Source organism: Psychrobacillus sp. FSL H8-0487 (assembly GCF_038008385.1).
GTDB classification, from domain to species: Bacteria; Bacillota; Bacilli; order Bacillales_A; family Planococcaceae; genus Psychrobacillus; species Psychrobacillus psychrotolerans.
This window is the reverse complement of the sequence record NZ_JBBOZA010000001.1, coordinates 3119494-3132369: the sequence shown is the minus strand read 5'-3', so window position 1 is coordinate 3132369 and position 12876 is coordinate 3119494. Positions and strand designations below refer to the sequence as shown.

Below are 12876 nucleotides of genomic sequence, written 5' to 3'. Positions count from 1 at the left end.
TGAAGCTCAAATTCGAAGTATCAAAATTGATAATAATAGGAACACAACTAGAACTACCAATTTAAGGAGGAATTATGGTGTCAAAACGTGCGTTAATTAGTCTTTCAGATAAATCAGGAATTCTCGAGTTTGCAAAAGAGTTGGAACTACTTGGCTATGAAATTTTATCAACTGGTGGAACCAAAGCATTTTTAGAACAAAATGGTGTGGCAATTACATCAGTAGACCAAGTGACAAACTTTCCAGAAATTTTGGATGGTCGAGTAAAAACATTGAACCCAATGATACATGGGGCTTTGTTGGCAAAGCATGACGACGCTTCTCATCAAGCACAATTAGAAGAGCATCAAATAACTCCTATTCAAGTAGTTTGTGTTAATTTATATCCTTTCCGTGAAACAATTTCTAAGCAAGATGTGACGTTTGAAGATGCTATCGAAAATATTGATATCGGTGGTCCATCAATGCTTCGCTCTGCAGCGAAAAATCATCAGTATGTAACAGTTGTAACGGATGCATCTGACTATGAGGAAGTACTTGCTCAGTTAAAAGAAACTGGTGAGACGACACTAGAAACGCGTCGTAAACTGGCTGCAAAAGTATTTCGCCACACCGCTGCTTATGATGCGTTGATTGCTGGCTATATGACTGACTTAACTGGAGAAGAATTCCCAGAACTATTAACACTTACATATGAACGTAAGCAATCATTACGCTACGGTGAAAATCCGCATCAACAAGCAGCGTTTTACAAACGACCACTTGGATCTGATTTTTCTGTAGCTTCTGCTACTCAATTACATGGGAAAGAACTATCCTATAATAATATCCAAGATGCCAATGCTGCGATTCAAATAGTAAAAGAATTTAAGCTTCCAGCTGCAGTAGCGGTAAAACATATGAACCCATGTGGTGTTGGTACCGGCGAAACAATCTCAGATGCATTCAATAAAGCCTATGAAGCGGATTCAACATCTATTTTCGGAGGCATCGTTGCCTTAAACCGTGAAGTAGACACAGCAACCGCTAAAGTATTGGCTGGCATTTTCTTAGAAATTGTTATTGCTCCTTCATTCTCTGATGATGCAATTGCAATGTTAACGGCGAAGAAGAACATTCGCTTGCTCACAATTTCTTACGAACAAACGAAAAAAGATGCATGGAATACTGTATCTGTAGAAGGTGGATTATTAGTGCAGTCCCCTGACACATACGGATTAAAAGAGGCAGATGTGAAAGTCGTTACAGACCGAGAGCCGACCGCAGAAGAATGGAAAGCATTAGAACTTGGTTGGAGCGTAGTGAAACATGTAAAATCTAATGCAATTGTAGTAGCTACAGAAGATATGACTATTGGTGTCGGCGCAGGACAGATGAACCGCGTAGGCTCAGCTAAAATTGCTTTAGAGCAAGCTGGAGAACGAGCAAAAGGAGCAGGTCTTGCCTCAGATGCATTCTTCCCAATGAATGATACGGTGGAAGTGGCAGCTAAAGCAGGAATTACTGCTATTATTCAAACAGGTGGATCAGTGAAAGACCAAGATTCAATCGACAAAGCAAATGAGTATGGGATTGCGATGGTATTCACTGGCGTACGTCATTTCAAACACTAAGGAGGAGTTGCTAGATGAATATTCTTGTAATTGGTAGTGGGGGTCGTGAGCATGCAATCGCCCAACAATTCATAGATTCACCTTCAGTTGAAAATGTATTTGTAGCTCCAGGTAATGACGGTATGTCAGGTGGTATTCAGATTGTGTCTATTGATGCGTTGGCCTTTGAAGAGCTAGCAACCTTCGCAAAAGAGAACAAAATTGACTTAACATTCGTTGGACCGGAGCAACCACTGGCAGCGGGTATTGTAGATTATTTTGAAGCAGAAGGTTTACGTATATTTGGCCCAACAAAAGCTGCGGCTCAAATTGAGGGTAGTAAGGCATTTGCAAAAGAAATTATGGATAAATATAATATTCCTACTGCTGCATATGAAACTTTTACAGAAGTAGATAAAGCAAAGGAATATATTGAGAAGTTAGGTGCTCCAATCGTTGTGAAAGCAGATGGGCTTGCTGCAGGAAAAGGCGTAGTTGTTGCTATGACTGTGGATGAAGCGAACAAAGCGGTGGAAGACATGATCGGCAACCAATTATACGGAGAATCCTCATCACGTGTGGTCATTGAGGAGTATTTGGACGGGGAAGAATTCTCCTTTATGTCATTTGTACATAAAGGCCAAATTCATCCAATGGTTATCGCACAGGATCACAAGCGAGCTTATGATGGAGATAAAGGGCCTAACACGGGAGGAATGGGTGCTTATTCTCCAGTTCCGCAAATCTCCTCGGACATAGTTGATATAGCTTATGAAACTGTAGTAGTTCCTACCGTTAAAGCGATGACAGCAGAAGGAATTCCATTTACAGGTATTCTATATGCTGGTCTTATTTTAACAAGCGAAGGACCAAAAGTGATCGAGTTCAATGCCCGTTTTGGAGACCCAGAGACACAAGTGGTATTACCCCGAATGACAAGTGATTTTGGAGAGTTTATGATAGCTTTGATGAATGAAAATCCGTTTGAATTATCATGGTCGGACGAGGGGATGCTTGGAGTTGTAATTGCATCAGAGGGTTACCCTACTGACGTGAAAAAAGGAGCCAAACTGCCAAATCTAGGGACATTAACAGACACTGGATTATTCGTTTTTCATGCTGGTACAAAAGCAGATGATAAAGATTTTATCGCTAATGGCGGACGTGTCATACTTGTAGCAGCAAGGGAGTCTTCTATAAAGAAAGCGCAACAAAAAGTTTATTCAAGTCTCACTAAGTTAGAATGGGATGGTCTCTTCTATCGAAAAGATATTGGTTGGCGTACATTTCAATAATTGCTGAACAGGCAAAGAAAAACCTGATGTTTTTCTTTGCCTGTTTTTCTATATTGGTTTTAGGTTCCTATTTCCTAACTTTCCTGTAAGAATTACCAAAAATAGAATTCAGTACTTTGCTTTACTAAAGTACTATGCTAATATTATTTTTATGAGTAAACAAAAAGAAAGGAGAATGGATGCAATGCAATATCCCATTTGGAAAATTGAAGAAATAAGGCATCAGATTGATGTGGTCAATGGAACAAAGTCTCCTGATATAGTAATTACTAATGCAACTTTTTTGCATAGTCATTTAAAAAAGTGGATCACAGGAAACATATGGATAGTGAAAGATCGAATTGTTTATACGGGTTCTGAAATGCCACTAGTTTCCGACCAAACTGAGGTATATGATGCAACTGGTCAAAAAATAGTACCTGGCTATATTGAGCCTCACGTACATCCATTCCAACTTTATAATCCACAAACATTTGCAGATTATGCAGCGCAATTGGGAACGACTACGTTTATAGCGGATAACTTAACATTGTTCTTGATGCTTGAAAATAAGAAAGCGTTTTCATTAATGGACGAACTGAAAGAACTGCCATTTTCCTTCTATTGGTGGGCGCGTTTTGATTCGCAAACCGAGTTAAAGAATGAAGAAGAATTATTTACCTCTAAGACGATTGGAGAATGGATTGAGCGTTCGGATGTCATTATGGGTGGTGAACTGACTGGATGGCCTCGTTTGCTTTCTGGAGATGATCAAATGCTCTATTGGATGCAACAGGCTAAGACAAACGGTATGAAAATTGAAGGCCATTTTCCTGGAGCTTCCGAGCGCACGCTTGCAAGAATGCGTTTGCTAGGAGCAGACGGAGATCATGAAGCAATGACCATTGAAGAAGTGGAACGACGAATTCTACAGGGATATGCAGTAACTCTCCGTCATTCGTCCATACGTCCTGATCTTCCACAACTATTAAAGGATATTTTGGAAAAGGATCTTCAAATTTTTGATCACTTAATGATGACTACAGATGGAGCAACACCTTCTTTTCATATAGATGGAGTTATGGATAAATGTATTCAAGTTGCACTAGATGCAGGTGTAAAACCGATTGACGCCTATTTGATGGCATCCTTTAATGTGGCAAAGTATTATAATATGTCTAATCTACATGGGGTGATTGCAACAGGGCGCTATGCAGATCTCAATTTCTTAAAGGATGAACACAGTCCAGTACCTTTAAGTGTACTTTCCAAAGGAATTTGGCTAAAAAAAGAACAACAAAAAACGAGGGCACTTGATCCAATCAATTGGTCATCTATACCAGATCTGAACTTGTCATTTGACGTTTCGGAAGCTGATTTTCAGTTCTCTATGCCATTTGGGATAGAAATGGTAAATGATGTAATTACCAAACCCTATTCCATTAGCCATGATACAACTGAAATGGAATTATCCAAAAATCATGATGAAAGTTTTCTTTTGTTAATAGATCGCAAAGGAAAGTGGAAAGTTTCAACACTTATTAAAGGCTTTGCAACTTCACTAATGGGCTTCGCCTCTTCATACTCTAATACGGGTGATATTTTATTGATCGGGAAGAACAAAGAAAGTATGCAACAAGCTTTCCGGGAAGTAAAAAAAATGAATGGTGGAATTGTTATTGTGGAGGAAGAACAAATCATTTGTTCTGTCCAACTCCCGATAGGTGGAGTATTATCTAATAAGCCAGTAGAAGATTTAATAGAAGAGGAACTAGTTTTAAAAAGAGAACTAGCAGCTAGAGGATTTAAGCATGGGGATGCTATTTACACATTGTTATTCCTTCAAGCAACACACTTACCGTATGTAAGGATAACGCAAAAAGGAATTTTCGATGTGATGAAAAAACAAGTATTGTTTCCAGCATTAATGAGGTAGGGGGACGTAAGTTGTGTTCAAACAGTGGGGAATTTTAATGTTAGCTAGTGTACTTCTTGTAGCTTGTTCCGATAAAGAGAAAGGAACAGAAGAGGTAAATCCAGTAGACGATACAATAGAGGAAGTCGGGGAAGAAGTTGTAGAGACAGAAGAGGAAGTAGTATTGCCGTTCACAGCACCTTTCACAGGTGTTGGATCAGAGAAAGAATTGACACAAAGACCTATTCTAGTCACTATAAACAATCATCCGCTTGCACGTCCACAGTCAGGAATTGCAAAAGCAGATATTATTTACGAAATGTTAGCAGAAGGTAATGTAACAAGATTTTTAGCAGTTTATCAAAGTGAGATTCCAGAAAAAATGGGTCCAGTTAGAAGTGCTAGAGACTACTTTGTTGACATTGCTAGAGGGCTAGATGCATTTTATGTTGCACATGGATATAGTCCTGATGCTCAAAGTATGCTAAGTTCTAGAGTAGTTGATAACATAAACGGAATGCAATACGACGGTATATTATTCGAACGATCGAGGGAGCGAAAAGCACCGCATAATTCGTATATATCAAAAGATAAAGTATTAGCAGGTGCAGAAAAAGTAAAGGCTTCGATGGAGATTACTAAAATACCAAGGTTTTCTTTCTTCGACTCTTTTGAAGGGATAAAGATTGGGAATCCAGTATCTAATTTTTCTATACATTACGGTGCAGGCTCCACTTTTGAAAACGAATATACGTATATTTCTGAAGAAGGTTTATATGAGCGTGAGACCGCTGGAGCTTTGACAATAGATAAAGAGACAGACAAAGCTGTTAAAATTGCCAATATAATATGCATGGAAATTCCGCACAAAATTATTGATAGTTCAGGTCGCCGTCAGTTATCTTTAAATGATGGAGGAAGAGCCTATATTTTTCAAGCAGGTATTATGAAAGAAATCGAATGGGAGAATATCGATGGAATTCTGATGCCGATGGAAAATGGAGTTCCTGCTAAACTAGTACCTGGTCAAACATGGATCAGTTTTATACCGACAAACCCTGGTTTAGAAGAAATGGTCACTTATTTACCTTAACCATAGAAGACCCAATATAAACAAGAAGGAGGATGACTGCAATGCAAATTGAAAAAATTAAAGGCAATCAAACAGAACAACTATTTAAGGCAGTATTAGAGTTAAAGAACATGGAAGAATGTTATAAGTTTTTTGACGATCTTTGTACAATAAGCGAAATTCAATCCTTAGCACAACGTTTCGAGGTTGCACATCTATTACGTTTGAAGAAAACATATGAATCTATTAAAAAAGAAACTGGGGCAAGTACTGCTACCATTTCACGTGTAAGACGTGCCTACGACTACGGCAACGGTACTTATGATGAAATGTTAGGGCGCTTATATCCAGATGAAAATTCGACGCCAACCATTAAAGAGTAGATTAAAAAATATAAGTTTTCAAAATATGTAAGAACATGTACTGAACAGCGATGTCTGTTCAGTTTTTTTGTTATAATGGGATGAATGTTAACTAATTAGATGTAGGTGAAAAAATTGGAATATAAAGATTGGCGACATATATTCAAGTTAGATCCAGCAAAAAATATAGCAGCAGATGCTCTTGAACTAATATGTGAATCCGGCACAGATGCAATTATTATCGGGGGCTCTGACAATGTGACACTCGATAATGTGATTGATTTGCTAATGCGGGTTAGAAGGTATGCAGTTCCTGTGGCGTTAGAAGTATCTACGATTGAAGCTATAACTCCTGGATTTGATTATTATTTTATACCTAGTGTATTAAATAGCTCCGAAACGAAGTGGGTGAAGGATTTACATCACGCAGCTACGAAGGAATTTGGAGAGGTTATGAATTGGGATGAAATTATTCCAGAAGGGTATTGTATTTTAAACCCTGATTGTAAAGCTGCAAAATTGACGAATGCCTTGCATCCGTTAAGTGAAGAGGACATTATAGCATATGCGGAAATGGTCGAGCATTTGTTTAGATTTCCGGTTTTCTACATGGAGTATAGCGGAATGTATGGTGATGTACAAACTGTGAAAAAAGTGAGTAAACGTTTAAAAAACACTCAACTGTTTTATGGTGGAGGTATTCAAACCGAGGAGCAAGCAAGACAAATGGCTACCTATGCAGATACAATAATTGTTGGTAATTATATATATGACAATTTGGCAGAGGCTTTAAAAACAGTAGAAGCAGTAAAGACATTGAGTAAACAATAGATTTACGATATGATTAGAGAACAAATGTTCTTGAAAGGAAGTGCACTATGGAAATCATCGCGAAAAACTTATTGAATGGTATGAATAAAGAACAAGAAGAAGCCGTGAAGACAACAGAAGGTCCACTTCTTATTATGGCAGGTGCAGGTTCAGGGAAAACACGTGTACTAACCCACCGAATTGCTTATTTAATCGTAGAAAAGGAAGTATACCCATCGAAAATACTAGCCATCACCTTTACCAATAAAGCAGCAAGAGAGATGCGAGAGCGTATAGATGGCTTATTAGGACCGGGGACTGGAGAAAGAATGTGGGTATCTACATTTCACTCCATGTGTGTACGTATTTTAAGAAGAGATATTGACCGAATAGGATATACAAAAAACTTTTCTATTTTAGATACAAGTGATCAGTTGACAGTTATTAAAAATGTTTTAAAAGAACAAAATATTGATTCAAAACAATATGATCCTCGTTCGATGTTAAATGCGATTAGTGGAGCCAAAAATATATGCATCGATTCGGATATGTATCGTGCACAGATGAATGAGATGAATCCGTTTGAAAAGACAGTAGCAAATGTGTATCAAAGCTATCAAAAAAAATTGAGAAAGAACCAATCACTCGATTTTGATGATTTAATCATGCTAACATCAACGCTGTTTAAACGAGTTCCTGATGTCCTGGAGTTTTATCAAAACAAATTCCAGTATATCCATGTAGATGAATATCAAGATACAAACAAAGCGCAGTATGAGTTAGTACAAATGCTTGCTAAAAAGTTCAAAAATATTTGTGTTGTTGGTGACTCGGATCAATCGATTTATCGTTGGCGTGGAGCAGATATTCAGAATATCCTATCGTTTGAAAAAGATTATCCTAATGCAAAAGCCATCATGCTAGAACAAAATTATCGTTCTTCTCAACGAATCTTACAGGCAGCAAATGACGTCATTGGTAATAACACGAGTAGATACCCGAAGGTTTTACGAACAGAGAATCTAGATGGGGAAAAAATCGAGTTATTCCGTGCGATGAATGAACAGCAGGAAGCACAATATGTCGTTCAAAAAATTCAAGATTTAATGGAATTAGAGAATCGTACATTAAATGATTTTGCCGTTTTATATCGGACGAATGCCCAGTCACGTGTGATGGAGGAAGTACTTGTAAAATCGAATATGGCCTATACAATTGTGGGCGGTACAAAGTTCTATGATCGTAAAGAGATTAAAGACTTACTTGCCTACCTGCGTCTAATAGCAAATAACGATGATGATTTATCACTTGCTCGAATTATTAATGAGCCGAAACGAAATATTGGAGCGACTTCTTTTGAACGTATGGCTCTCTATGCAATAGACCAAGATCGTTCGATTTTAGATGCATTAAACGAAGTCGACTTTATGGGGATACCTGCTCGGGCTGTAAACTCTGTTATTCAATTCCAAGGGCTGATCAATAACTTAACCCAAATGCAGGAGTTTTTGTCTGTCACAGAAATAGTGGAGCAAGTGCTTGATAAAACAGGGTATCGTACGATGCTTAAAAATGAAAAGACAATTGAATCGGAAAGTCGATTAGAAAATATTGAAGAGTTTTTATCAGTAACGAAAGCATTTGAGAAACAGAGTGAAGATAAGTCATTAGTTGCCTTTTTAACCGACCTGGCACTTATCTCAGATATAGATAAGTTGGATGAAGAGGAAGATATATCAAAAGGGAATATTATATTAATGACGATGCATGCCGCAAAAGGCTTGGAATTTCCAGTAGTATTTATCATAGGGATGGAAGAAAATATATTCCCACATTCACGTTCTCTTGGTGATGATGATGAAATGGAAGAGGAACGGCGCTTGGCTTATGTAGGAATCACTCGTGCAGAAGAAAGACTTGTGATAACCTGTGCCCAGTCTCGAACTATTTTTGGTCGTGGCAGTTTTAATAGCCCATCTCGTTTTATCAAAGAGATTTCAGATGATATTATTGAGGTCGTTGGATGGACTAAAGACACCGGCAAAAATCCAGAAAGAAATGCAAAAGCTATGGCTAACACTCGTAAAGCAGTAGTTACTCGTCCGGCATATAACGAGTCTGGTGGGGATAAAATGGGCTGGCAAGTTGGAGATAAAGCGACTCATAAAAAATGGGGCGAAGGTATGGTTGTCAGTGTTCGTGGCGATGGTGAGAATACCGAGCTAGATATTGCATTTCCAAGTCCTACGGGCATTAAGCGTCTGCTTGCTAAGTTTGCCCCTATCGAAAAAGTATAACTACAACAGGAGGAACCCTGGATGGATCAGTTAGAACAACGAGTACAAGAGTTACACAAGCTGTTAAATGATTATGGACATGCCTATTATGTATTAGATGATCCTATTGTTCCGGATGCCGTATACGATCAATACTTGCATGAACTAATAGCTTTGGAGGAACAAAATCCAGATTTGATATTACCAGATTCTCCTACTCAGCGAGTTGGTTCCATCGTAAGTGAAGGCTTTAAAAAGGTAACTCATGCAAATCCAATGCTTAGTCTATCTAATGCATTCAATGAAGGGGATTTGCGTGATTTTGATAAACGTATTCAAGGTATTATCGATGAAACACCAACGTATATATGTGAACTGAAAATCGATGGACTGGCAATTTCCCTATTATATGAGGACGGTCTTTTGAAAAGAGGGGCTACTCGGGGAGATGGGACGATTGGTGAAGATATTACCAGTAATATTAAAACCATTCGTTCGATTCCAATGCGCCTAAAAGATTCAGTAACCTTGGAGGCAAGAGGCGAAGCGTATATGCCAAAGTCTTCCTTTGCAAAGTTGAACGAAGATCGCACAGCACAAGCAGAAGTCTTATTTGCCAACCCACGGAATGCAGCAGCAGGTTCTTTACGTCAGCTTGACCCGAAAATAACTGCTAGCCGTAATTTATCGATGTTCGTCTATGGAATGGGCGGAGATGGTGAGGACCAGAATATAGACAATCATTTGGATGCACTAGGTTTTATGAATACACAGGGATTACCGACTAATAAGGAAACGAAGAAGTGCACTTCTATCGAAGAAGTGCTCAGCTTTATAGAAGAGTGGACAGAAAAAAGGCATGACATTCCATATGAAATTGATGGAATTGTTATAAAAGTTAATGACTATGCCCAACAAGAAGAGCTAGGATTTACAGCAAAGAGTCCACGATTTGCAATTGCTTATAAATTTCCTGCCGAGGAAGTAGTCACGCAAATTATTGATATCGATTTAACTGTTGGTCGCACAGGTGTTGTCACTCCAACTGCAATTTTAGTACCAGCACAAGTAGCAGGTTCTACTGTACAACGTGCTACACTTCATAATGAAGATTTAATCCGTGAAAAAGATATTCGAATTGGGGATCATGTCATTATCCGTAAAGCGGGAGACATTATTCCAGAAGTAGTGTCTGTTATAACGGAAGAGAGAAAAGGCACAGAGGAACCATATAAAATGCCAACTCATTGCCCGGTATGTGAAAGTGAATTAGTGAGAATCGAAGAAGAAGTAGCACTTCGTTGTGTAAATCCGCAATGCCCAGCTCAGATCCAAGAAGGTATTTACCACTTTGCTTCACGCAATGCGATGAATATTGATGGACTTGGTGAAAAAGTGGTAGAACAGCTTTTTAGAGAACAACTGATCAAGGATATTTCAGATTTATATAAATTGACAGTAGATGACTTAGTGAAGCTTGAGCGCATGGGGCTCAAGTCAGCAACCAATTTAGTGGAAGCATTAGAAGTATCTAAAGCAAACTCAATGGAACGAGTGCTATTTGGACTTGGTATTCGTCATATTGGAGAAAAAGCTGCCAAAATACTTTCGGCTAATTTTCATAGTTTTGAGGCACTGATGAAAGCAACAAGGGAAGAGCTTATAGCTATTTTTGAAATTGGTGAAAAAATGGCTGATTCATTAGTGACTTATTTTGAGCAGGAAGAGGTCCAGTTATTGATTGAACGCTTAAAAGAAGCTGGATTGACCCTACAGTATACTGGTAGAATTATTGATGCAGATGTAATGGAGAATAGTCCATTTGCTGGTAAAACAGTTGTTTTAACAGGAAAACTGATGCAACTATCACGTACTGAAGCTAAAGAAAAAATAGAGTCATTAGGTGGTAAGGTTGCTGGAAGTGTCAGCAAGAAAACAGATTTGGTCATTGCCGGAGAAGAAGCAGGATCAAAACTGGAAAAAGCAACAAGCCTAGGTATTGAGGTTTGGGATGAACAAAAATTATTGGACTCCATAGCGGAGTAAAGGGAGTGGCGAACATGACCAAAAAACATATAGGCATGTTGACGCTGGCTTTATTACTAACGGTTTCTGGGTGTGCTCCTTCTTTAGATGACGAAACAAAAGTTATACAAAATACAGAAGAAGAAGAGACCAAGACAGTAATAATTCCGAGTTTGCAGCTAGATGAAACATACTACAGAACATTATTACCTTATGAGGAAAGTGCAAGTAAAGGATTAGTATTATCTAATTTGTCTACTAAGTACGATATGAAGGAAGTGGAAACTGGACTTCTACGTATTTCACAAAATGAATTCTCGCCTGATAAGTATTTGTTCCAGGAGGGACAGTACCTAGATACGACAACACTGAAGAAATGGCTTGCAAGAAGCAACCAAGCAGAAGGTGGATTAAACCCGGATGATAAAGGTTTAACTGGAGAAGAAAAAGCCCAAAAAGCACCAGTCTATATCACGCATATTGTGGAACAAAACTATTTGGAAAAAGTAGATAATAAAGTTAGTCTATCTGGGATATCTATTGGATTGGCGTTAAATTCCACGTATTATTACACGAAGGAAAAATACGGTGCTACTTATGAAGAAAAGCTGAGCCAGGCTCAGATTGAAGAGAATGGAAGAAGAATTGCGGAAGAAGTAGTTACCCGTTTACGTAAGATAGATGGTCTTGCAGATATTCCAATTGTAGTAGGTTTGTTTAAGCAAAATAGCCGAAATGCAGTTGTTCCAGGAACATACTTCTCCTATAGCACTGCGCCAGCGGGCAAAAATGTGTCTGATTGGAAGGGAAATGATGAGGAATATATTTTATTCCCAACTGCTGAATCAGAAGAAAAGTACCGAGATTTAGATACAATTTTCCGGAACTTCAAAATGGATGTAGAGACATATTTCCCTAACTATACAAGCATTATTGGGACTGGTTATTTCAAAGACAAACAGCTTCAAAAATGGACGATCACCATTCCTATTCAGTTTTATGGAACGGCAGAGATAATTGGCTTTACACAGTATTTGGCTGGACTTGTAAAGGATCATTTTAATCCATCGATGAATGTAGAATTACAGGTTAATTCCTTGGATGGTGCAGAAGCATTACTTGTTAAAAAAACTGGCGATGAAGAAGCTTATGTCCATATTTACACGCAATAGGCTACACTCTGTTCAAGTAGAGTGAAAAATGATATGATATTTCGTATGGTTATTGAATTCGGAGGTGTTATAAATGGCGGAATTAACAAAAGAAGAAGTTAAGCATGTTGCGCATCTTGCAAGACTTGCAATTACAGAAGAAGAGGCAGAAAAGTTTGCGCTACAACTAGGAGCAATCACGGAATTTGCTGAGCAATTAAAAGAATTAGATACAACAAATGTAGAACCTACTACACATGTCCTACCTTTAGTAAACGTGTTACGCGAAGATGTAGCTACAAAAGGATTAGACCGTGATACGATGATGTTAAATGTTAAAGAACAAGAAGCAGGACAAGTAAAAGTACCATCAATAATGGACTAATAGATGTAAGGAGG

The 12876-nt window shown here is 38.3% G+C and carries 10 protein-coding genes; all 10 read left to right on the top strand.

Annotated features, from left to right (window positions below):
• Nucleotides 1–77: 77 nt before the first annotated feature.
• The 10 genes from purH (at nt 78) to gatC (ending at nt 12862) form a co-directional block, all read left to right on the top strand.
• Nucleotides 78–1613 (top strand): bifunctional phosphoribosylaminoimidazolecarboxamide formyltransferase/IMP cyclohydrolase, encoded by a 1536-nt coding sequence (gene purH, locus MHI47_RS16050; protein ID WP_340832082.1) that lies wholly within the window; start codon nt 78–80, stop codon nt 1611–1613.
• Nucleotides 1614–1627: 14 nt separating this feature from the next.
• On the top strand, nt 1628–2887 hold the full coding sequence (gene purD, locus MHI47_RS16045) for a phosphoribosylamine--glycine ligase (RefSeq protein WP_093538044.1): 1260 nt from the start codon (nt 1628–1630) through the stop codon (nt 2885–2887).
• Between the two features lie 184 nt (nt 2888–3071).
• Nucleotides 3072–4802, top strand: coding sequence for an adenine deaminase C-terminal domain-containing protein (locus tag MHI47_RS16040; RefSeq protein WP_093538045.1), 1731 nt, complete (start codon nt 3072–3074; stop codon nt 4800–4802).
• A 13-nt stretch (nt 4803–4815) separates the two neighbouring features.
• Nucleotides 4816–5874 carry a DUF3048 domain-containing protein gene (locus tag MHI47_RS16035; RefSeq protein ID WP_245762737.1) on the top strand — a complete coding sequence of 353 codons (1059 nt, stop codon included), beginning with the start codon at nt 4816–4818 and terminating at the stop codon, nt 5872–5874.
• Nucleotides 5875–5915: 41 nt separating this feature from the next.
• Nucleotides 5916–6236, top strand: a complete 321-nt coding sequence (locus MHI47_RS16030; protein WP_093538046.1) for a YerC/YecD family TrpR-related protein — start codon at nt 5916–5918, stop codon at nt 6234–6236.
• Nucleotides 6237–6350: 114 nt separating this feature from the next.
• Nucleotides 6351–7046, top strand: coding sequence for a heptaprenylglyceryl phosphate synthase (locus tag MHI47_RS16025; RefSeq protein ID WP_093538047.1), 696 nt, complete (start codon nt 6351–6353; stop codon nt 7044–7046).
• A 47-nt stretch (nt 7047–7093) separates the two neighbouring features.
• Nucleotides 7094–9322, top strand: coding sequence for a DNA helicase PcrA (gene pcrA / locus MHI47_RS16020; RefSeq protein WP_093538048.1), 2229 nt, complete (start codon nt 7094–7096; stop codon nt 9320–9322).
• 21 nt (nt 9323–9343) lie between these two features.
• Complete coding sequence (ligA, locus tag MHI47_RS16015) at nt 9344–11347, top strand: NAD-dependent DNA ligase LigA (RefSeq protein WP_093538049.1); 2004 nt, start codon at nt 9344–9346, stop codon at nt 11345–11347.
• Between the two features lie 14 nt (nt 11348–11361).
• Nucleotides 11362–12498 (top strand): CamS family sex pheromone protein, encoded by a 1137-nt coding sequence (locus MHI47_RS16010; RefSeq protein ID WP_245762738.1) that lies wholly within the window; start codon nt 11362–11364, stop codon nt 12496–12498.
• A 73-nt stretch (nt 12499–12571) separates the two neighbouring features.
• Nucleotides 12572–12862 carry an Asp-tRNA(Asn)/Glu-tRNA(Gln) amidotransferase subunit GatC gene (gatC, locus tag MHI47_RS16005; RefSeq protein WP_093538050.1) on the top strand — a complete coding sequence of 97 codons (291 nt, stop codon included), beginning with the start codon at nt 12572–12574 and terminating at the stop codon, nt 12860–12862.
• The last annotated feature ends 14 nt before the right edge of the window (nt 12863–12876 follow it).

Coding starts and splice junctions, on each gene's coding strand:
- MHI47_RS16010 (WP_245762738.1), top strand. CDS start 11,362: ATGACCAAAAAACATATAGGCATGTTGACGCTGGCTTTATTACTAACG.
- pcrA (WP_093538048.1), top strand. CDS start 7,094: ATGGAAATCATCGCGAAAAACTTATTGAATGGTATGAATAAAGAACAA.
- purD (WP_093538044.1), top strand. CDS start 1,628: ATGAATATTCTTGTAATTGGTAGTGGGGGTCGTGAGCATGCAATCGCC.
- gatC (WP_093538050.1), top strand. CDS start 12,572: ATGGCGGAATTAACAAAAGAAGAAGTTAAGCATGTTGCGCATCTTGCA.
- ligA (WP_093538049.1), top strand. CDS start 9,344: ATGGATCAGTTAGAACAACGAGTACAAGAGTTACACAAGCTGTTAAAT.
- MHI47_RS16030 (WP_093538046.1), top strand. CDS start 5,916: ATGCAAATTGAAAAAATTAAAGGCAATCAAACAGAACAACTATTTAAG.
- MHI47_RS16040 (WP_093538045.1), top strand. CDS start 3,072: ATGCAATATCCCATTTGGAAAATTGAAGAAATAAGGCATCAGATTGAT.